The organism is Streptomyces afghaniensis, from assembly GCF_044327915.1.
In the GTDB taxonomy this organism is placed as follows: Bacteria; Actinomycetota; Actinomycetes; order Streptomycetales; family Streptomycetaceae; genus Streptomyces; species Streptomyces afghaniensis.
This window is the reverse complement of record NZ_JBIRGJ010000013.1, coordinates 180,010-199,237: the sequence shown is the minus strand read 5'-3', so window position 1 is coordinate 199,237 and position 19,228 is coordinate 180,010. Positions and strand designations below refer to the sequence as shown.

General features: G+C 68.6%; 19 protein-coding genes and 1 pseudogene. 6 read left to right on the top strand and 14 right to left on the bottom strand.

The window, feature by feature from the left end; all coding sequences use genetic code 11:
* Window positions 1-117 precede the first annotated feature (117 nt).
* From ACH4G3_RS40860 to ACH4G3_RS40845, 4 genes are all read right to left on the bottom strand, one after another.
* A complete protein-coding gene (locus ACH4G3_RS40860) occupies window positions 118-2,430 on the bottom strand; it encodes a glycosyl hydrolase family 65 domain-containing protein (RefSeq protein WP_397629217.1) in 2,313 nt (770 codons plus the stop codon).
* Window positions 2,431-2,539: 109 nt separating this feature from the next.
* The gene (locus tag ACH4G3_RS40855; RefSeq protein ID WP_397629216.1) at window positions 2,540-3,436 is read right to left on the bottom strand and encodes a carbohydrate ABC transporter permease; all 897 of its coding nucleotides are present in this window, start codon (window positions 3,434-3,436) and stop codon (window positions 2,540-2,542) included.
* Window positions 3,433-4,392: a carbohydrate ABC transporter permease gene (locus ACH4G3_RS40850; protein ID WP_397629215.1), complete on the bottom strand. Its 960-nt coding sequence runs from the start codon at window positions 4,390-4,392 to the stop codon at window positions 3,433-3,435. The genes ACH4G3_RS40855 and ACH4G3_RS40850 overlap by 4 nt, the downstream gene beginning before the upstream one ends.
* The gene (locus ACH4G3_RS40845) at window positions 4,392-5,681 is read right to left on the bottom strand and encodes an ABC transporter substrate-binding protein (protein WP_397629214.1); all 1,290 of its coding nucleotides are present in this window, start codon (window positions 5,679-5,681) and stop codon (window positions 4,392-4,394) included. Before ACH4G3_RS40845 ends, ACH4G3_RS40850 begins: the two co-directional genes overlap by 1 nt.
* 487 nt (window positions 5,682-6,168) lie before the next feature.
* Here ACH4G3_RS40845 and ACH4G3_RS40840 point away from each other — a divergent pair.
* The 4 genes and pseudogenes from ACH4G3_RS40840 to ACH4G3_RS40825 all read left to right on the top strand — a co-directional run.
* Window positions 6,169-6,375 (top strand): annotated as a pseudogene (locus tag ACH4G3_RS40840) (LacI family DNA-binding transcriptional regulator); the annotation flags it as partial.
* Window positions 6,376-6,441: 66 nt separating this feature from the next.
* Window positions 6,442-7,257 (top strand): substrate-binding domain-containing protein, encoded by an 816-nt coding sequence (locus ACH4G3_RS40835; RefSeq protein ID WP_397629282.1) that lies wholly within the window; start codon window positions 6,442-6,444, stop codon window positions 7,255-7,257.
* Between the two features lie 268 nt (window positions 7,258-7,525).
* Window positions 7,526-8,209, top strand: coding sequence for a uridine kinase family protein (locus tag ACH4G3_RS40830; protein ID WP_397629213.1), 684 nt, complete (start codon window positions 7,526-7,528; stop codon window positions 8,207-8,209).
* A 366-nt stretch (window positions 8,210-8,575) separates the two neighbouring features.
* Window positions 8,576-9,472, top strand: a complete 897-nt coding sequence (locus ACH4G3_RS40825; protein ID WP_397629212.1) for an aminoglycoside phosphotransferase family protein — start codon at window positions 8,576-8,578, stop codon at window positions 9,470-9,472.
* Window positions 9,473-9,863: 391 nt separating this feature from the next.
* On the opposite strand, the gene ACH4G3_RS40820 is transcribed toward ACH4G3_RS40825, so the two are convergent.
* Window positions 9,864-10,076 (bottom strand): DUF4287 domain-containing protein, encoded by a 213-nt coding sequence (locus ACH4G3_RS40820; RefSeq protein ID WP_256910764.1) that lies wholly within the window; start codon window positions 10,074-10,076, stop codon window positions 9,864-9,866.
* Window positions 10,077-10,174: 98 nt separating this feature from the next.
* Window positions 10,175-10,579 (bottom strand): sigma-70 family RNA polymerase sigma factor family protein, encoded by a 405-nt coding sequence (locus ACH4G3_RS40815; RefSeq protein WP_397629211.1) that lies wholly within the window; start codon window positions 10,577-10,579, stop codon window positions 10,175-10,177.
* A gap of 245 nt (window positions 10,580-10,824) precedes the next feature.
* On the opposite strand from ACH4G3_RS40815, the gene ACH4G3_RS40810 reads away from it, so the two are divergent.
* Window positions 10,825-10,980 (top strand): hypothetical protein, encoded by a 156-nt coding sequence (locus ACH4G3_RS40810; protein WP_397629210.1) that lies wholly within the window; start codon window positions 10,825-10,827, stop codon window positions 10,978-10,980.
* 40 nt (window positions 10,981-11,020) lie between these two features.
* Here ACH4G3_RS40810 and ACH4G3_RS40805 read toward each other — a convergent pair whose 3' ends face one another.
* Window positions 11,021-11,494, bottom strand: coding sequence for a GNAT family N-acetyltransferase (locus ACH4G3_RS40805; protein WP_397629281.1), 474 nt, complete (start codon window positions 11,492-11,494; stop codon window positions 11,021-11,023).
* A gap of 467 nt (window positions 11,495-11,961) precedes the next feature.
* On the opposite strand from ACH4G3_RS40805, the gene ACH4G3_RS40800 reads away from it, so the two are divergent.
* A complete protein-coding gene (locus ACH4G3_RS40800) occupies window positions 11,962-12,696 on the top strand; it encodes an alpha/beta hydrolase (RefSeq protein ID WP_397629209.1) in 735 nt (244 codons plus the stop codon).
* A gap of 940 nt (window positions 12,697-13,636) precedes the next feature.
* On the opposite strand, the gene ACH4G3_RS40795 is transcribed toward ACH4G3_RS40800, so the two are convergent.
* The 7 genes from ACH4G3_RS40795 to ACH4G3_RS40765 form a co-directional block, all read right to left on the bottom strand.
* Entirely contained in the window at window positions 13,637-13,765 is a 129-nt protein-coding gene (locus ACH4G3_RS40795; RefSeq protein ID WP_397629208.1) for a hypothetical protein, read from the bottom strand.
* 141 nt (window positions 13,766-13,906) lie between these two features.
* A complete protein-coding gene (locus ACH4G3_RS40790; RefSeq protein ID WP_397629207.1) occupies window positions 13,907-14,605 on the bottom strand; it encodes a nitroreductase in 699 nt (232 codons plus the stop codon).
* 274 nt (window positions 14,606-14,879) lie between these two features.
* Window positions 14,880-15,614: an NADPH-dependent F420 reductase gene (locus tag ACH4G3_RS40785; protein ID WP_397629206.1), complete on the bottom strand. Its 735-nt coding sequence runs from the start codon at window positions 15,612-15,614 to the stop codon at window positions 14,880-14,882.
* A 105-nt stretch (window positions 15,615-15,719) separates the two neighbouring features.
* On the bottom strand, window positions 15,720-16,313 hold the full coding sequence (locus ACH4G3_RS40780; RefSeq protein WP_397629205.1) for a TetR/AcrR family transcriptional regulator: 594 nt from the start codon (window positions 16,311-16,313) through the stop codon (window positions 15,720-15,722).
* Between the two features lie 149 nt (window positions 16,314-16,462).
* A complete protein-coding gene (locus ACH4G3_RS40775) occupies window positions 16,463-17,302 on the bottom strand; it encodes a helix-turn-helix transcriptional regulator (RefSeq protein ID WP_397629204.1) in 840 nt (279 codons plus the stop codon).
* A gap of 226 nt (window positions 17,303-17,528) precedes the next feature.
* Window positions 17,529-18,278 carry an SDR family oxidoreductase gene (locus tag ACH4G3_RS40770; RefSeq protein ID WP_397629203.1) on the bottom strand — a complete coding sequence of 250 codons (750 nt, stop codon included), beginning with the start codon at window positions 18,276-18,278 and terminating at the stop codon, window positions 17,529-17,531.
* A 268-nt stretch (window positions 18,279-18,546) separates the two neighbouring features.
* On the bottom strand, window positions 18,547-19,188 hold the full coding sequence (locus tag ACH4G3_RS40765) for a TetR/AcrR family transcriptional regulator (protein ID WP_397629202.1): 642 nt from the start codon (window positions 19,186-19,188) through the stop codon (window positions 18,547-18,549).
* Window positions 19,189-19,228: the final 40 nt, after the last annotated feature.

Below are 19,228 nucleotides of genomic sequence, written 5' to 3'. Positions count from 1 at the left end.
GGCCCGCGGGGCGCTCTGGGCGAGAGGACGACTCCGATCCCGCCCCTTGGCACGCAGCTGCCGGATTCCGGTGTGCTTGTGAACTCATGAGTTCGATCTCCTGGGAAACACTTGCGCTCACGCTCTCCTCGACGCGCCGGCGAGGTCACTGGTGGGCAGCAGGTCAGGCCGGCGGGTCGGCAGGATCAGCGGTGCGCCCTGACGCAGTGGGTGTGTCACGCCCGCGACCTCGACTGTCGTCGGGAGACCTCCGGTCAGCGTGATCGTGGTGTGCTCCGGGCCGATCGCCACGTCGAACTCGCGTCCCTGCCACAACATCCGGCGCAGGGTGAGGCCGTCCAGCTGAGGTGGCAGGATCGGGTCGAGCCTGAGCCGGTCCTCACGCCAGCGCATCCCGCTGAAGCCGTAGAGGAACACCTGCAGGAAGCCGCCCTGTCCGGTGGTGAACGTGAACGCGCCTCCGTGACGCTGCTCAGCGAACTGTGCGAACGGTCCGCGTATGAAGGGGTCCACGCTGCGCCGCATGAAGTCGTAGGCCGCGGACCCCGGCGTACCCAGTGCGGCGTGGGCGATGGAGTGGATGGAGTCGGTCATGGACGGTCCGTCGGGGTCGGTGCGCGGCACGTAGTAGTCGAGATCGTTCCGCGCGACCTCGGCGGGCATGGGGTGCTCCCAGGGATACTGCAACATCACCACGTCGGCCTGCTTGACGGTGTCGCCGTCGTAGCCGTCGTACTGCGGATGGATGCCCAGATCCTCGTCGAACGGGATCCGCAGGCCGTCGGCGACCCGGTCCCACTCGGGGTCCGCGGCTACGCCCACGGCCTTCGCCGCCCGGGTGGCGATCCGCAGGGTCTCCGCGGCCGCGACGTTGGTGTACACGCTGTTGTCGACCGGGAAGTGGTATTCGTCCGGGCCCATCACCTGGTTGATGCCGTAGCCGCCGTCAGCATGGGGAACGGCGGAGCTCATCCAGAACTCGGCGGCACCCCGCAGCACCGGCCAGGCGTTCTCGGCGAGCCAGTCGCGATCGCCGGTGGCGAGGTAGTACTGCCAGTGGGCGAGTGCCACGTCAGCGGTGATGTGGTGTTCGAGGTCACCCATTTCGAAGCCGGGTGGGGTCTGTTCGTCTCCATGCAAGGCGCTCTCCCAGGGGAACCTCGCGCCCGCGAACCCCGTTCGGGTCGCGTACTCCTGGGCCGCGGCCAGCCGCTGCTGTCGATAGGTGTTCATACCCGCCGCAATGTCCGGGTGCTGGGCCAGCAGCGCTGGATACATCCAGGTCTCGGTGTCCCAGAAGACGTGCCCGTTGTAACCGTCGCCGGACAGGCCGCACGGGGACAGGCTCCAGTTCACCCCGGCGCGGGTGCTCTCCAGCAGGTAGAACTTGCTGGCTCGGACCTGCAGCTGCAGCACCGGGTCCCCCAGGACCTCGATGTCGGCCCGCCACAGGTCGGCCCACGCCGCCTCGTGCTCGGCCAGCAGGTCCCCGTACCCGGTGTCCGTCGCGGCCGCCGCTGCGGCGCGAGCAGCCGGCAGCGGGTCTTCGCAGTCCTGGGAACTGGCCACACCGACGTACTTGGTGACCGTGTACGTGGTGCCGGCCTGCACATCGAAGGTGGCCTGCACACCAGCCGACTGCACCTGGCCGGTCTCGAACTCGGCGACGTGTGCCGCCACCCCGGTGGGCAGTTCCAGTCGCGACGCGAGCGCTGCGGTGATACCCGTGCCGAGCGTCGTCACCGTCTCGTACGACTCGGCCGCCGTACCGTCGTAGCCCTTGCTCGACCGTTCGGTCAGCCTTGCGCTGGTCCCGTCGAAGACCCCGGACACGCGCGCGCTGCCACTCCAGTGCGGTGTGAAGGTGAGCTGGACCGCGGCCACCCGATGCCGGGACTGGTGGACCAGTACCTGATACGTGAGATCGGTGCGGCGGCCCGCCGGTGAGGTCCATGTCGCCTGTGTGGTCAGCAACCCGGCCCGCAGGTCCAGTGTCTGCCGGTAGTCGCTGACCGCTCCCCGCTCCGGGTCGTCCTCTTCACCTGCCCGTGCCGCCTGCGGCAGCCGTCCGTAGGTGCCCGACTCGTCGGAGAAGGCGAGCGTGGACCAGGTCGGGATGTTCGCGTACTTCTCGATCGAGCCGTCCTGGGCGAAGAACCCGGCCAGGTGCGCTTGGGTTTCGATCGGCGTCGTCGCGTATCCCGTCCCCGCCGCGGGGATCCGGCCACCGAAATAGCCGTTGCCGAGGAAGGTCGGCGCGTAGTCGCCGTCGGTTTCGGTGGTGCTGAGCGTCCATCCGGCGTCGGGCCGGGACTTTTCCGTGGCGGTGGTCGTGTGGTCGTCGTGACCGGGAGGAGCGTGCTCGGACCGCGCGGGTGCCGGGTCGTGGGTGGGGTTGTCCTGGTCGGAGGGGTCTCCGTGGGGGGTCATGCGTGCCCTTCTCTGTTGGGTCTTGTTGTGGGGGGTTCATGGGCTGGGAGTGCTCGGTGGCCTCGGCGTAGCCCGGAGTTCGAGAACCGGTCTCCTGAACGCGCGTGGCTCAGGACTTGGAGCCGGACAGGGCGATGCCTTCGACGATCTGGCGTTGCGCGAACGCGAACACGATCAGCATCGGTGCAGCCAGCAAGGTCGTGGCGGCCATCAGCGCGGGCCAGTCAGAGACGTACTGGCCCTTGAACTGGTTGACCAGCAGCGGCAGCGTGAACTTGTCGGAGCTGTTGAGGAAGATCAGCGGGAAGAAGAAGTTGTTCCACTGGGCGAGGAAGGTGAAGATCCCCAACGCCGTGAGCGGGGTGCGCAGCAGCGGCAGGATGATCGTCACGAACGTGCGGACCCGGCCGGCGCCGTCGAGCTGGGCGGCTTCCTCCAACTCCACGGGGATGCCCTTGATGTACTGGCGCAGCAGGAAGACGCCGAAGGCGTTGAACAGTGCGGGCGGCACGATGATTGCGGCATGGGTGTCCACCCAGCCAAGCCAGCCCATGATGATGTACAGCGGGATGATCGTGAGCTGGCCGGGGACCATCATGGTCGCGAGGAAGACCATGAACAGCCAGCGGCGGCCCCAGAAGTCGATCCGCGCGAACGCGTAGGCGGCCATCGCCGAGGTGAGCAGGGAGACCGCGGTGACCGTCAGGGCGATGTAGGTGCTGTTCCAGAACCCGCGGACGAAGTCGGCCCCGCCCAGGGCGGTGCGGTAGCCCTGCTCGGTCCAGTCCTGGGGCAAGAGCTTGGGCGGCTGCATGAAGATCTCGCCCAGGGGTTTGAACGAGGAGAACAGCATCCAGGCGAACGGCAGCGCCATGCCGATGGCGCAGACGAGGAGGACCGCGTGCAGCAGCAGTTTGCGACGGGCGGGCCGGGCGGGCCGACCGGAGCCGGGAGCGCCCTTGGCGGTCGTGACCGTGCGGCTGATGGGGTTGGAGAAAGTACTCATTCTGTGTAGTGGACCCATCTCTTCTGGGCTGCGAGCTGGCAGCCGGTGACTAGGAGCAGGGCCAGGAACAGGAGGAAGGCGAGAGCCGATGCAGCCCCGAAGTTGAACTCCCCGAAGGCGATCCGGACCACCTCGTAGACGATGGTGCGGGCGGAGTCCGGAGCCCTGTCGTCGAAGAAGACGTAGATGTAGTCGAACACCTGGAAGGAGCCGATGATCGAGGTGATGGAGAGGAACAGGATGGTCGGGGACAGCAGCGGGATGGTGACGTGCCGCAGCTTCTGCCACTCCGAACAGCCGTCCAGCAAGGCGGCCTCCAGGAACGAGCGGTCGATGCTCTGCAGCCCGGCCATGAACATGATCAGCTGGTAGCCCAGGCCCTGCCAGATCCCGACGATCGCGAAGGCCGGGATGACGAACCGGGCGTCCTGCAGCCAGTTCGGCGCGGGCAGCCCGATCCCGCGTAGCGCGTTGTTGACCGGGCTGATGTCGGGGTTGAAGAGCCACAGCCAGATCGCCGCGACCGCAACTGAGGAGGTGATCACCGGAGCAAAGAACGCCAGCCGGTACACCGGGGTCAGCTTGCCGGCACGCTGCATCAGCAGGGCGAAGAACAGTCCCGTGAGCATCAGTCCCGGCACCTGCAACACCGTGAACCAGACGGTGTTGACCGCCGAGCGCTGGATGCGCGGGTCGGACACGACCTCCGTGAAGTTGGACAGGCCGGCGAAGGACCGGGTGCCGAACCCGTCCCAGTGGTAGAACGCCAGCACCAGGGCGAACAGCAGCGGGCCGACCATGAACACCACCAGCCCCAGCAACTGGGGCGCCAGGAACAGGTATCCCGCGGCCGTGTCCCCGCCTCGCCGACGCCGGCTCCGGCGGTCCGGGTGGACGTCCGGGTCCGCGGACGTCAGCCGCGCCCGGGCCCGGGAACCGGCGCTGCTGACGGCCATCAGGCGCCCCCGTTGATCAGCTTGACCACCTTGCCGCTGAACGAACGCGGCGTCTCGTTGCCCGCCTTGAGCATCTTGTCCACCATCACCGGGAGCTCTCGGGCGACCTTCGCGTTGCCGGCGATCGCGCTGGGGACGGCGTAGCCCTTGGCCGCGACGTCGTTGAACAGGCTGCCGTGCGCGGGCACGTTGCCCTCGGTGACGACGTCGTCCAGGCCCTTGATCGACGGCACCGCGTTGCCGCCGCCGGACAGGCGGAACCTCTGCCCCTCGGCGTTCAGGAAGTTGCCGAGGAACTCCAGCGCCTTGGCCCGGTTCTTGGACTTGGCGTTGACCGACAGCGCCGCCGTGTTGACCGGTACCGGCATGACGTCCTTACCGGACAGGGAGGGCAAGGGGGCGATATCGAAGCCGAACTTGACTTTCTTCATGTTCGGCAGGATGACGCGGGGGTAGGTGAGGCAGGCCAGCTGGCCGGCGTAGAACAGCACGTCAGCGCCCTGTCCCTGCGGGAGGGCGCCGGAGTAGGTGATGTTTCCCGACTTCAACTGCTCGAACAGCCAAGCCAGCGCCTCCTGGGACTTGGGGTCGGTGTCGAACACCGCCTTACCGGACTCGTCGAAGAGCGTCCCGCCGAAGGTGGACATCCAGCCGAACCAGTCGAACCAGTTGCTGCCATTGAGTACCAGACCCCTCTTCTTGGTGGCGCGGACCTTGTCGAGCAGGTCGGTCAGCGCGTCCTGGGTCCAGGTGCCCGCCTCGAACCGGGCAGCCGGGTCGGTACTGACGCCCGCCTCGGCCAGGAGGTCCTTGTTGAACCAGAACACCAGCGGACTGCAGTCCACCGGCAGCCCGAACAGCCCGGGGCTGCCGTCCGCGGGCCTGCACCACCGGTACAGCCCCTCGTGGAAGTCATCGAGCTTGACCGCGGCGTTGCCGCTCTCCAGGTAGTCGGTGAGGTCGAGCACCTGCTTGGTCTCGATCAGCTTGGCCATGTATACGTCACCGACGTAGAAGGCGTCCGGAGCAGCGCCGGCCGACAGTTGCGGCAGCAGCTTGGAGAGGTAGTCACCCACGACCTGCTGGTAGGTGACCTTCACGCCCAGCTTCTCAGTCATCTTCTCGGAGAACCGGCGGAACACCTCCGACTGGGGCGGCCCGTCCCAACCCGCCCACTTCAGTCCAGGTCCACCCGCTGCGGAACTGCCACCGCATGCCGCGAGCGCGGGCGCGGCGGCCAGACCGAGACCGGCGAACATGCCCGCCTTGAGGAGGCTGCGGCGGTCCATGGCCGTGGCGCCAGCCGCCTCCCTGATCACATTCTTGTGTCTGAACACAGTCGTCCCTTCCGCTGACGGTACGTCGCCGTAGAGCAGCCCTTGTTCGTTTCGCCGCGTCACGGCGCCTGGTCGAGCTTGTGGGCGCAGGTTCGCGGGCCCTCGGTGTCATCGATATAACTTCCGTGTTACCGATAAAACGGGGACCGTAGGGGCGTTTGCCGCAGCAAGTCAAGAGGTCTGCACGCAACAGACGGCGACCGTCGCAGCGGTGCCCGCACTGGGGCGTCACGGGGCGGGCCCGACATGCCCCTGACCACTTCGCCGGACCTTTCACCAGGTCACGGCGATTCGCTGGGGCGCGAGGCATACGCGTGACACACCCGGAGGACGCTCGACGGCAGCCCGCAGCGCCCCTGCGGCCTGACCGGCGTGACGATACGGGCGGGCGAGTCGAACATCCTTGACTGTCACGCTTCCTGCCGACCAGAATGGGCGGATGGGTTTTACCGATCAACCATCGGATCCGAAGCGCGGCCGGAGACCGGCCACTGAGGGAACGTCCGGATCGTCAAGGCCGACCATGGCCATGGTGGCGGCGCGGGTGGGAGTCTCCAAGCAGACGGTTCACTACGCCTTGAACTCCCCGGACCGTCTCAGCCCGACAACGCTGCGTCGGGTCCTCAAAGCAGTCGACGAGTTGGGTTACCGACCCAACCAGGCTGCGCGTTCACTGCGAACGCAGTCTCCGCGGGCCGTGGGCTTTCGGCTGTTGCCGACCACCGAAGGTCAGTCGGGCGGGGTATGGGCGAGCTATCTCTACGAACTCTCGGTAGCGGCACACCGAGCTGACCACGCGGTCTACTGCCACCCCGCCGCCACCGACGAGGAAGAGATCCAGGTCATCCAGGAGATCTTCAGCACGAACACCGTCGACTGCTTGGTGATCACTTTCACCCAGGACCACGACCCTCGTATCACCTTCCTGCGCGAACGCGGCATCCCCTTCGTCTCCTTCGGGCGCCCCTGGGGTCACCCCATGTCGGACACGTGGTGGGTCGACGTCGACGGCGCCGCCGGCATGGAGCAGGCCGTGGACCATCTCGCCGAACGCGGCCACCGGCGCATTGCCTACCTGGGCTTGGACGGGCCCAGCGGATTCGGGGACGACCGTGAGTCCGGCTGGCGCCGGGCCATGCGTTCACACGGCTTCTCGACCCGTGATCTCGCGGCCGGCGGGCCGGACGAGATCAGCACGGGCCGGGAGGTCGCCGGCCGACTCCTCGACGGGAAGACGCCGCCGACAGGATTCGTGTGCGTCAGCGACACGATCGCGATCGGTGCGCTCCAGGCGTGCCGGGAGCGCGGACTGGCCGTCGGCCGTGACGTAGGCGTCGTGGGATTCGACGACAGCGTCGGCGCACGCCTCGTCGACCCGGGCTTGACCAGCCTCGCCCAGCCGATGGAACTGGTCGCACGACACACCATGCGCCTCCTCCTCGACCGCCTCAAGGACCCGGACGCCAAGGCCGAACAGGTCCTGCTCCGGCCCACCCTCGTGGTCCGGGAAAGCACCGTGCCCCTGTGAGTCGTGCCGCTAGGAGTCCCCAGCCAGCCTTCGCGGCCGTAGCGTGCTCCCGTCTCGAGACGCAAGGAGTGGTGCTTCTCTTCAACCGGCCCTCGTGCGGTTGGCGTCCCGAGCTTGGGATCTGATGGGGCGACACCAACCGCTGAGTGGCCCGCGAATGGTCTCCAGCGCCACTCTGGATCGAGTGCCGCGGCCCGACACGGACGTGGCCGCTCGGCCATGACGTCGATAAGGTCAGGCGATCGGCGGACCCGTCCGGGCAGGCAGGATGGGTGCCTTCACCTCCGGAGACAGGTTGTCGATGCATCTGCATCCAGGCGAGACCGAGGCCGTTGGCTGGCGGGTTGTGCCCCTGCTCGAAGCCGTTCGACAGCTGCGCGATGCATCACCCGACGTCACCGGACGTCCGCGGGTGATCGCGGTCGACGGCCGGGGCGGCGCCGGCAAGACCACCCTGGCCGAGCGGCTGCGCAAGGCGGTGCCCAACTCCGCCATCGTGCACACCGACGACATCGCCTGGAACCACGCCTACTTCGACTGGAGCGCCGTGCTCGTCGAGAACATCCTGCAACCCCTGCATCGGGGCGAGGCGGTGCACTTCCGCCCGGATGCCTGGATCACCCACGACCGGCCCGGATCGATCACCATCCCCGCCGGTGCCGACTTCATCTGGGTCGAGGGCACCGGCATCATCCGCGAAGAGCTTGCCCGGTGGTTGGACGCCTCAGTGTGGATGCAGGGTGACCTCGCTGAGCAAGAGCGCTTGCTGGTCGCCCGCGACGGCGACTCCCCCGAGCAGCTGGAGCACATGGCGAACTGGCTGCTGGAGGAACTGCCGTTCATGTTGCGAGAACAGCCGTGGGCCCGAGCCACCATGATCGTCGCCGGCCCTCCACAGATCGAGCACGACCCGAACACCGAGTTGGTCGTCGCCCCGCCGACCAGCCCTTAGCTCGGCCAACGACCCGGACGTCTCGCTGACCTGTACCGGAGGCTCCAATGACACTCTTTTGCCGCTCGTGACTACGAGGATGGACTTCACGTCCCACCGGCGTCCCGACGCGCCGAACTCAGCGAACACCAGATCCAGGAGCTCCAACACGCGCAGTCAGGAGTCGTGAGCGTCCCGGCATCCAAATGATCACTGGCTACCACCCAAAGCCAGCCGCAGTTCAAAAACGTTCCTGAACTTTGAGGCCGGTCCGTCCCAAAGCCTCTGCAGCGCTGTGAAACCGAATCGGTGATGCCAGAGGCCTCACAGCGAGATGTTCCGGGGAGCGACCGCCTTTCCGCTGCGGCCTCAGTACTGTGACTTCGCATGACCGACACCGAGATCGAGATCACCGCAGACCTGGTTCGCGACCTGCTGCAGGAGCAACATCCAGACCTTGCAGGGCTGACCATCCGCGAAGTGGCGGGCGGCTGGGGCAACCAGATGTGGCGTCTCGGGGACGAGTTGGCCGTGCGCATGCAGCGCATGGACCCCACCCCCGAACTCCAGCTCAAGGAGCGACGGTGGCTACCCGTGCTGGCCCCGCGCCTGCCGCTCCCGGTGCCGACCCCGGTGCGGTTCGGCGAACCGTCCGAGCGCTTCCCCAAGTACTGGACCGTGATGACGTGGGTTCCCGGCGAGCCGCTGGACCACGGCTCGATCAGCCGCGGCGCCCACGCGGCCGACACGCTGGCGGGCTTCCTCCGGGCGCTCCATGTGGAGGCGCCCGACGAGGCACCGATCAGCTCGGACTTCGGCGCTCACCCCAAGAAGTGCACCGAGGGCTTCGAGAACTTCTTCCAGGCCGTCGCCCCCGACGACATCGCTGCCGACACCCGGGCCGTCTGGGACGACGCCGTCGCGGCCCCCGAGTGGGAGGGCCCGCCAGTGTGGGTGCACGGCGACCTCCATCCCGCGAACGTCGTCGTCTCGGACGGAACGCTCTCGGGCGTCGTCGACTTCGGTGCCATGTTCGCCGGCGACCCGGCCTGGGACCTCGCCGCCGCATGGGTGCTGCTACCCGCGGGCACGGCCTCACGGTTCTTCGACACGTACGCGCATGCAGACGAGGCGACGATCCGGCGCGCCCGCGGACTGGCCGCTATGAAGAGCCTCTTCCTGATGCTCATGGGGCAGAACGGAGATCGGGGCCTTCCCGGCGGCAAGCCGCACTGGGGACCCGTGGGCCGGGCAGCACTTGATCGTGTTCTGAAGGGCGTTTGACGCGCGCTTCTTCGAACTTGTCCTAGTGGAGACCTTCGACCTCGCCGAGCCGGGCTTGCGTCTCGGCTTCGGCGATTCGGGCGATCAAGTTGTCGCGGATCTCGGCAATCCGCACCGTTGGGTCGGGTCAGGTCGGAGGAGCGACCCTCTGACGCAAGCGTCGTGGATGCAGGCGGTGCCGTAGGCGCGGACGCAGGTGCCGGCGGAGAGTCTGCGGCGTGTTCGAAGTCGCCGAGGAAGTCCTCCTACTCGGTTTCGCTGCTGGTGCGGTACTCCTCGCGGTGCAGCAGGAACCGGGGCGGCCTGCCCGGGTCACGGCGTGCGAGCGCATCCCGTCGTTGGCGGGGTGCGCTCGGACCGCCCCATGCAATGTGCTCCCGTGCGTGGCAGCTCAATTGCCGGACTGCTCGGCAAGGGTGTGCGCGACGAGAGCATTGGCGTGACCGTGGCCCAGCCCGTGCTCGGCCTTGAGCCAGTTCACGAGCTCCATGTGCTTGGTCAGAGGAGAGGAGCGGATCAGGTCCTTCCACTCCGCGATCGGGCGGCCGTACTTCTTCTCGATGGAAGGGAAGTAGCTGGCAGGGCCCTTCACGGTGGCGGTCATGTCGGCCATCCTGTCTGTCCGTTGTGTTGCTTTGGTGTTGTCGCTGGTATGACCGAGGAACACGAACAGACTCAGCGGTCGATGAAAGGTGTGCTGCGTCACACCTGCTGCTCGCCGATGTGCGGGGGCAGGTTGAAAAGCGGGAAGAGCCGCTCGGTGTCCCGGAAGACATGGATGTCGGTGATCCTGTCCCCGGAGATGTCGACGACCTGAAGGGCCCAGGGCTCGAATCCCGCTCCGGTGAGGCTGGGCCGGTACTGGCCGAAGGCCGGCGAGCCGATCGTCACGGTGGGGACCAGCAGGGATCCCCGGCAGCCGACGGCGGGTCCGGTCAGCCACGCCTGGATGTCGGTGGCGCCTCGCATCCACAGGGCGTGTGGCGGCAGGGACATGGTGGCGTCCACGTGCAGCAGCATGTGCAGCTCCTCCATGTCGAAGCCGGAGAAGGCCGCGGCATACCGCTTCGCCAGTGCCCGCTGAACGGCGTCGGGCGACTGTGCCACCGTGTCGCCGGTCGCATGGCGGCGGGCGGCCAGGGTGGCGCGGGCACGCTGGAGCGCACTGTTGACCGAGGCGACGGTGCAGCCGTGCCAGGACTTCCCATAGGAGGAGGGTCGCGCAGCATGCGCAGTATGCGCCGTGTGGCTCCGGCACCTGCCGTGACCGCGGAGCGGCGCATTCGGTGTGGGTCACCCCAGGCGTTGTCAGCCGTGTTGGCCTCACCGCCGCCCCGCGAACCGAACGGGCAGTGCGGGGAGCCTCCGCCACCCTGGATCAACTCGGCGCGCACGGCCCTCTGTTCCACACCCTCCATGCCCGCGACCCGCAGGCCGGCGAGACCGTCTACGAACTCGACGAACAGCAGCTCCGCTACGTCATCGACGAGCTCGGCCCCGGCGCCTGACCACGGCGCTCCCGCGCCTTCTCCGGAGTCGCTGAACGCCTCACCAGACCGCGCCTTCCGGCGGCAGCGGCCGGCCGAAGACGACCATGGGGCGGCCGGGGCCGTCGTAGTCCTCGACGATCTGCATGTCGAAGCCGAGACCGCGGTGGAAGGCGATCGAGCCGGTGTTCCCGACAGACGTGATCGCCTTCAGCCGTTGCGCGCCCTGGTGACGCGCGGCCTGTGCGAACGCCGCATAGAGACGCCGCCCGAGCCCAGTGCCCCGGGCATCGTCCCGCGTGGCGATCAAGTGCACGTACCCCGTGCCGGTGGGCGTGACGAAACCGATGACGTACCCGCGGATCCCGTCCCCGGCACGGGCCACCAGGCACGTTGAACCGAACTCGTGCACCAAGGAAAACAGGTGCAGAGACCGGAGGTCGCGCTCTCCCCAGTAGCGCGGGTGATCCCCCAGGACCTGATGGATGTCACATATCTCAGCTGATGTGATCTCTACGTCCATAAGGACGATCATGCCAGGCCACAGACCCAGCAGCCGAGAGCGGCCTAGCCGGCGACGATCCCGCCGATCACGATCACCTGACTGGTGCCGCTCCGTCCATCCGTGGCGCACCCAGCGGGCCACGATCCCCGCGGCGGCGATGGCGACCAGCACGGCCGTGAGCACCCACCACACGAACGGCCCGCGAAGGGGTCGAGGGTCGCCTGGATGCGCTCCAAGTAATCGCACGCCACACCGGGAAGTCGCGACGACACCCAAAGTACCCAGTGTCTCCGTGGGGTCCGGCCACGGAGGTTCCGCGAAAACCCGCTGACGGACGAGGGTGACCACTGCTACGTTTTCGGAGGCCGTGCGAGAGATCGAGGAGGTGGTACCCGTGAACGCAGTATCGACATGGGTGCTCCCCTCCGGGGTCACGGTCGGGCGATAGACAGGTCGTCCGGGAGTGCCGTTCCAGTGCACTCCCGAAAGGCACGACCATGCGTTTCACTTCTGAACAGCGTCTCGACGACGGTGTCCTCGAACGCGAATTCATCCTCGGTGAGATCCCCGGCATCCTGTGGACACCCGCATCCGTATGCACACCGGTGCCGCTGATCCTGCTCGGCCACCCTCCCCTCGGGCTGCGCAAGATGTACCCCCGACTGGTGGTCCGGGCCCTTCGCTCCGCGGCGGAAGGTTTCGCCACGGCCACCATCGAGCTCCCCGGAAGCGGCGACCGGCCCCGCTGGCCCGCCGCCGAGCAGGCCCGTGCCGACCTGCGCCGGGTGATGCAGGCCGGCGAGCCGGTCAGCGACGAGATCGTCGACGCTCTCGTCCTCCCACTGGTCGAAAAGGCAGTCCCGGAATGGCAGGCCACCCTGGACGCCCTCCTTTCGCTGCCCGAGATCGGCGGCCCGGTCGGCTACTCGGGAGGAGTGATCTCCATCGGCATCCGGCTTGCGGTGGTCGAGCCGCGCATCGTGGCCGCCGGCCTCTTCGCCGGGAGCTTCGTGCCTCGCGCCATGTTCGAGGAGGCCCGGCAGGTCACTATTCCGCTGCACGTCCTGCTGCAGTGGGACGACGAAGGGAACGACCGTCAGGCGGCCCTGGAACTGTTCGACGCCTTCGGCTCCCAGGAGAAGTCCCTGCACGCCAACATGGGCGGGCACACCGGCGTCCCGCAGTTCGCGGGAGACGCCGCAGTCCAGTTCTTCACCCGACACCTGAGGTAAGGCCCGGCCCGTCAGGCCACCAACGGACGGCGAGCCGTGTCGGCCGGGATCTGCTCATCGAGCGCAGGTCCCGGCGCTCGTCCGCTGTTCATGCCCCGGGCCCCTGTCATTTCAACTCCCCGGGAGAGCGGGCTCACATGTCGATCAGGCCGCCGACCGAAGCGGGAGCCAGAAAGGTTCCTCAGGAGTTTGGCGCGGTGGCCGCAGCAGGAGGGGCACTGGTGGGTTGCTGGCAGGCCTCGCACAGTTCATGACGGCCCTCGGGGGTGACGACAGTGCCCCAGCCATTGCATCTCTCACAGCCCCGGGCCAAGGCGACGTCTGGACGGGGGGCCGGGATCCCAGAGTGAGGGCCGGGGATGCGAGCCATGAGGTGGAACCTCCCACCAGATGTGGCGAGCGTCGGGCGCACTCCCACACTGCCTGCCCGTATGCCCGATATGTGTGTTGTTGCAGTCAGATTTAGGTCAAGGTATGACTAAACGGACACTCGGCGGGTCGGCTTCGTGAGGCGCGGGTCGAGGCCGTACTGCCGTACTGCTCGTGGGCGCCGAGGTTCTCGCGCAGTGTGGGGCCTTCGTAGTCGTCGTGGAACAGGCCGCGCCCCTGCAGGATCGGGACGACCTGCATGTGGTGGCCACGTCGGCAGCGGGGCCGGCGGCCACCGGGTGGTAGTCGATGACACCGAGGGGGAGCACGTCGTGCAGGGTCCACCCCTCCCGAGCCACTTCGAGGGCGCGGACGGAGCGCGGGTCGTGCGGGCTGGGCATGGCGTCGGCGAGCTGGTCCGCGGACAGCGGCTCGTCGAGCCGGCCAGGGCCGAGCGGGAGGCCGATCATGGCGCCGAGGTAGCGGACGCGCTGCTTCAGGTCGACGACCTCGTCCAGGAAGCGGCGCCGCTCCAGGGCGGCGGGTCGCGGCCGGCGCGCTTGACGGCTGATCACGTCCAGGGCCTCAACTGGCGGGCGAGATTACAGGGCTCGGTGAACGTGGTGGAGGCGGTGGTGACCAAGCCGATCCGCTCGGTCTCGCGTGCGAGGCCGGCCAGGATCAGCAGCGGGTCGATCATGGGGTGCGGGGCATCGTGGTCGAGGTCGACGTCCAGGACCGGGGTGTCGGCAATGAATCTCTCCGGTACGCGGGCGCCGGGCCCGGGTCGGCCGAGTGGCGGCCCGGGCCCGGCGTCTGATGGTTCCGGCGGGCGGAGGAACTACTGCCTGTCGAGGACTCCCGGGGTGTCATGCAGGACCACGCTCCGCTGCAGCGGAACCCGCTCCGTACGGAGCGTGTTCACCGGTGCCGCCGGGTCAGCCATGCCGAAGGAGATGCCGAACAGCAGCTTGAGCTCCGCGGGGACACCCAGGAACTCGCGGACGGTGTCGGCGTAGAGGCCGAGCACGGCCTGCGGGATGCCGGCCAGCCCCCGGGCCGCCAGCGAGAGCAGGAAGTTCTGCGCGTACATGCCGATGTCGCCGGCGGTCCGTACCCCGTCGCCGAGTGCCGGCATGAACAGGAAGGCGGCATGGGGAGCGCCGTAGAACTCCAGGTTCTCGCGGACCACCGCCCTCCTGCCGTCCCGGTCCGAGCGCTCGACACCCCGGGCCCCGTAAACACTCGCACCCAGGGCCTGCGACCGCTCGAGGTAGATGCCCTCGCCGTAGCCATCGGTGAAATCCGGGGAGGTCCGTCCCTCCTCCTCGGCCCGGAGCAGCTCTTTGGCCAGGGCGTCCCGCGCCGCACCCGAGACGACGTGCACCGTCCACGGCTGGGTGTTGCTGTTCGAGGGGGCCGTCTGTGCGTCTTCCAGCACGCCGCGGATGTCCGAAGGGGACAAGGCATCGGGCAGGAACTGCCGGGGGGAGCGTCGGGAGCGGGCGATGTCGGTGAAGGGTGATGCGGTGCCGGGCAAGGCGGTTCCTCTCCATGGCGCGCAGTAAAAGCCACGGCGGCAGGCGCAGCGCAGTACGGCAGGCCACGCAAGGAGGCAGCCGGCGTAAGGGCCGGGTGCAGGATGCGCCCTGCGGGTGCAGGCAGGCTTGCGGATGCTCGCAGGCAGCGGCGTGCCGACGCCGCAGGCTGCAGCGCGTGGGACTGTGCGCTCTTCGTGTTCGTCGTGTGTGTTCGTGGCGTGCCGACGCTGCCGCCCTCGTGCCGTTGCGTGCACGAGAGCCGCGTCGGGTGATTCAGCGGTGGGCGGCGCGGTTCATCTCGACGACGTCCTCCAGGGTGGCCGTGGCCGGGAGGGTGGCGAGGCGTTCCGGCACGCTGTCGCGGATGCGGGCGTCCTTGACGCGGTCGGCCGCGGCCAGGGCCGCCGGCAGCTCGTCAAGGGTCAGCTCGGTGCAGTAGGCGGGGCTGTTCGGCTGCTGACGCCAGGAGTCGGCCAGCGTGCCGGCGTCGTAGGGGTCGAAGCCGGTGTCGTCCACGAGCTGCATGGCCACACGCCGCGCCTCCTCGGAGTCGCCGGCGACGGGGATGGCGAGGCGGCCGGGCGTTCCGGCCGGAACCCCCTTGGTCCGCTGGGTCTCCGCCAGGGCGGCGTTCCATGCCTTGACCACGGGGCGCCCCAGTTGCTCGGCGTTCCACACGCTCTCGACTGCGCCGTTGTCCACGGCCTCGATCTGCCCGCTGAGGTGCGGATAGTAGTTCGAGGTGTCGATGACCACCGTCTCGGCGGGGACCGAGGCGAACAGGCCGGCCAGCTTCCCCGCCGCCCCGAAGGGTATGGCCAGGACGATGACGTCCCGGCCCTGGACGGCGTCGGCGAGCTCCGCCGCGCGGGCCCCGGACTCCAGCACCTCCGCCCGGACGGCCTCGGGGCCGCGGGCGTCGGCCACCTGGACGTCGTGACCGGCCGTGCTGAGTTTGGCAGCGAGGTTCCCGCCGATGGCGCCGGCGCCTATGACAGTAATTTTCATGATTTGTCCTTTGGGAGGTCGCACTGCCCCTGAGGGCAGCGCGATGTGATGGCTGGGTGGTCGTGCCACCTGGTGTTGCGGGGGCCGGGTCCGGGGGTCTGGCGTCTAGGCCTGGGTGTCCCGCTCGCGGTAGCCGCTCGCGATGAGCATGCGGAGCCGGTCGAGTGACTCCTCCTCGGCGCCGTTGCCCTTGATCCAGGCAATGGAACAGGCCGCGAGGAACAGGTCGTGCCCCTGCACCGACGCCCGCACGCGCCCCGCGAGCTGCGCGGCTCGCACGTACTGATCGGTGGCGGAGATGAGGATGTGGCAGGGAATCGTGAGCGGGTTGTCCGGCTCCTGAGCCCGGGCCGCGGCCATGAGCGGGTCCGGCAGCCCGCTGAAGGCGCTGAAGTACTCCTCCATCGCCCGCAGCCACTGCTCCAGCGCCTCGGCCGGGTCGCCGAGCTGATCGATGTCGGCCCGGCGGGCCATCAGTTCCTCGGAGCGTGTCTGCAGCACAGCCGCCAGCAGCGCCTCCCGGGTGGGGAAGTGCCGGTACAGGGTGCCGGGCCCGACGCCCGCCTCCTTGGCCACCGCCTCAAGGGAGGTGCCGACCCCGTGCTGCAGGAAGTGACGCTGCGCGGTCTCCAGGAGGGCGGCGCGGTTGCGCTGGACGTCCGCGCGGGGCTTGCGTCCCCGCTGTTCACCGGCGCTCATGCGCCCTCCTGCCTGCCGTGATCCTTTGGCCGCATCAAAACGGATGCCGCCTCCGTATGCATCCGAGAGTAAAACGGAGGGGGCATCCGGTCAAACCGGCGGCCCGACCACGGAGAGATGAAGCGCCTGGGCCGCGGCGCCGCCAGACGTCAGGGGGTGAGCTGCTGGTGCCCTATGACGGAGAGCAGTTCGAGTTTGCTGTGGCTCTCCGTGCCGGGGCGAGTGGTCAGCACCACCAGGGTCTGGGCGCGGTTCTCCGTGAACAGGAGCTGGGCGTCGACGTCGATGCGGCCGAGTTCGGGATGGAGGATGGTCTTGCAGTCGTCGTAGCGTCGGGCGACCTCCTGAAGTTCCCACATGCGGACGAACTCGGGGCTGTGTTCCTGGAGTTCGGCGAGGATCCGGGCGGCTCGGGGGGTGTCGCTGCCGGCTGTCAGCGCGGCCCGCAGGCGTGCTGCCTGGGCGCGGCCGTGGCGTTCGTGGGTCTCCTCGGGAACCATCAGACGCTCGGCCGGGTCCATGAACCAGCGGTAGTAGCCGCTGCGGGCCAGACCGGTGTGGCGGGTCTGGTCGCCGAGCAGTGCGACGGCCAACTGGTTCATCGCGAGGGTGTCGACCAGGTCGGTCTGCACCAGGGCCGGGGAGTCGTCCAGGCGGTCCAGGACCCGCATCAGCGTGGGGCTGACATGCTCGGAGCGGTGGAAGCGGGCCGGGGCGTTGTGGCCGATGAGGACGAAGAGGTGGTCGCGTTCGTCCAGGGTCAGCCGCAGCGCCCGGGCGAGGGCCGTGGTGATCTGGACGGAGGGCTGCGGAGCACGCTGCTGTTCCAGCCGGGCGTAGTAGTCGGTGGACATGCCGGCGAGCTGCGCGACCTCCTCGCGGCGCAGCCCCTGCGTACGCCTGCGCGGCCCCTCGACCAGCCCGACGTCGCGGGGGCGCAGCGTCTCACGCCGGTGGCGCAGGAATTCCGCCAGTCCCTTCTTGTCCATGCACCCATCCTTGCCTCATCCCGCCGGGCTATCCAGAGACCGCCGATCCATGGCTGAGCCCTCTTCTCCCCCCGGCGAAGCCGCCCCGCACGGCCGACGCCGAGGGCGCTCGCAGCGAGACGACCCGATGGTCACCTGACCTGCATGCCCCTGGGCCAGCAGGACGACGACCAGGACGAAGCCGAAGGCGCTTCCTCACCGTTCCGCGTCGGTCACCACAGGTCGGTCAGCTGCTGGTGATCATGGCGAGCACGTTGTCGTAGGAGTCGTTGGCCTGCGCGTCGCGGATGAACCTGGCGCGCTCGACGACCAGCTCCTTCGCATCCGGGTTCTCGCGCAGCAGGTCGAGGGTCTCGGTGAGGAAGTCGTCCAGCGGCATGGCATGGTCGTCGTCCTGCTGGCCCAGCAGGGTCGTGCGCACGCCCGGCGGGACCACCTCGATCACCTGGACGCCGGCGTCAGCGCCGGCGAGTTGGATGCGCAGGCTCTCGGAGAAGGAGTGCAGCGCGGCCTTGGTCGCGCTGTACGTCGGGGTGCTCGGGTACGGGACGAACGCCAGCGCGGAGGTGACGTTCATGACGACCGCGTCGTCCTTGCCGGCGAGCAGGGGCAGGAAGGCGTACGTCATCCGGATCGTGCCGAGCAGATTGGTCGCGACGTGATCCTCGGCGGCCGGGAGTTGGGCCGGGTCGAGGAGGTTCTCCCGCAGCATGATGCCGGCGTTGTTGACCAGGACGTTCAGCCCCGGGTGGCTCGCCGCCACGGTCTCTCGGGCCCGGGCGATCGAGTCGGGGTCCGCGACGTCGAGGACGAGCGCGTCGAGGCCCGGGTGCTCGGCGGTGATCTCGTCGAGGAGTTCCTTGCGCCGGCCGGCGACGATCACCTTGTTGCCGGCTTCGTGCAGGCGCAGGGCCAGGCCGAGCCCGATGCCCGAGGTTCCGCCGGTGATCAGGATCGTGTTGCCGGTCATCTTCATGGGGGTCTCGCTCCTTCGTTACGGCGGGCCGTCGAGCGCCCGCAGCCTCGACCGTAGGGGCGCCCCCGCAAGGGCGGGAGAGGAAGGTTTATCCATGGATCGGCGGTCTCTGCCTGGCGAAGTGGTCCCACCCAGCGGATCGGGTATGGCTCGCGTCGGCGGCTCCCAGAACGACTGCATGTCAACGGCCATTTCGTGCCCCCGGGTACTGCCCTCGGATCGGAAGGCAGTGACAGCGGACGTGGTTCCGGACAGGGGGTGGTGCCTGTCAGAGACGTCCTGCGCCCTGCCCCGAACTGAGCCCGTCCAGCAGAAGGTCACCGAGCTCGGAGAAGGCGTCGCCGGCGGTCAGGCCGGTCCTCTCCAGGAGGACCCCCGACTGGACCGCGTCGATGGTGACCGCCACGACCTGGGCGGCGAAGTGCCCGTTGAGCGCGCGGAAAGCGCCGGCCTGTACGCCCTCCTCGATCAGTTCGTGGACCCGGCGCGCCGCGGCGGCGGAGTTCTTGCGGTAGATCTGCGCGGTCGGTTCGTAGCCGACCATGTCGTCGTAGAAGGCGTGGGAATGCCGGCGCATGGCCGTGCCGACGCCGGCGAGATAGACGCGGATGCGCTGCCGGGGGTCGGGCTCGGCCTGGACCGCCTGCTCGATCTCGGCTGTCGCCTCCCTGAAGAAGGCGCGGGTGACCGCCAGGACCAGCTGCTCCTTCGTGGAGGCGAGACTGTACAGCGTCGCCTTGGAGCACTCCAGTCGCTGGGCGAGGTCATCCATCGTCACCGCGGTGAAGCCTTCGGTCAGGATGATCGCCTCGGCCTGGCGCAGCAGTTCGTCCCGCCGACGAGTGTCGACGACCCGCCTGCGCGCCGTTCGGCGCGGGCGTCGGTCACGCGAGTCTGTTTGGGCCGTCACCGCAGCAGTCTCCCATGAGCGTCTCCGCCTGAAGCGGCGG

Bases quoted from the DNA above. Each gene is read 5' to 3' on its own strand.
- ACH4G3_RS40860 (WP_397629217.1), bottom strand. From the start codon at position 2,430: ATGACCCCCCACGGAGACCCCTCCGACCAGGACAACCCCACCCACGAC.
- ACH4G3_RS40855 (WP_397629216.1), bottom strand. From the start codon at position 3,436: ATGAGTACTTTCTCCAACCCCATCAGCCGCACGGTCACGACCGCCAAG.
- ACH4G3_RS40850 (WP_397629215.1), bottom strand. From the start codon at position 4,392: ATGGCCGTCAGCAGCGCCGGTTCCCGGGCCCGGGCGCGGCTGACGTCC.
- ACH4G3_RS40845 (WP_397629214.1), bottom strand. From the start codon at position 5,681: ATGGACCGCCGCAGCCTCCTCAAGGCGGGCATGTTCGCCGGTCTCGGT.
- ACH4G3_RS40830 (WP_397629213.1), top strand. From the start codon at position 7,526: ATGGGTGCCTTCACCTCCGGAGACAGGTTGTCGATGCATCTGCATCCA.
- ACH4G3_RS40825 (WP_397629212.1), top strand. From the start codon at position 8,576: ATGACCGACACCGAGATCGAGATCACCGCAGACCTGGTTCGCGACCTG.
- ACH4G3_RS40820 (WP_256910764.1), bottom strand. From the start codon at position 10,076: ATGACCGCCACCGTGAAGGGCCCTGCCAGCTACTTCCCTTCCATCGAG.
- ACH4G3_RS40805 (WP_397629281.1), bottom strand. From the start codon at position 11,494: ATGATCGTCCTTATGGACGTAGAGATCACATCAGCTGAGATATGTGAC.
- ACH4G3_RS40800 (WP_397629209.1), top strand. From the start codon at position 11,962: ATGCGTTTCACTTCTGAACAGCGTCTCGACGACGGTGTCCTCGAACGC.
- ACH4G3_RS40795 (WP_397629208.1), bottom strand. From the start codon at position 13,765: ATGATCGACCCGCTGCTGATCCTGGCCGGCCTCGCACGCGAGACCGAG.
- ACH4G3_RS40785 (WP_397629206.1), bottom strand. From the start codon at position 15,614: ATGAAAATTACTGTCATAGGCGCCGGCGCCATCGGCGGGAACCTCGCT.
- ACH4G3_RS40780 (WP_397629205.1), bottom strand. From the start codon at position 16,313: ATGAGCGCCGGTGAACAGCGGGGACGCAAGCCCCGCGCGGACGTCCAG.
- ACH4G3_RS40775 (WP_397629204.1), bottom strand. From the start codon at position 17,302: ATGGACAAGAAGGGACTGGCGGAATTCCTGCGCCACCGGCGTGAGACG.
- ACH4G3_RS40770 (WP_397629203.1), bottom strand. From the start codon at position 18,278: ATGAAGATGACCGGCAACACGATCCTGATCACCGGCGGAACCTCGGGC.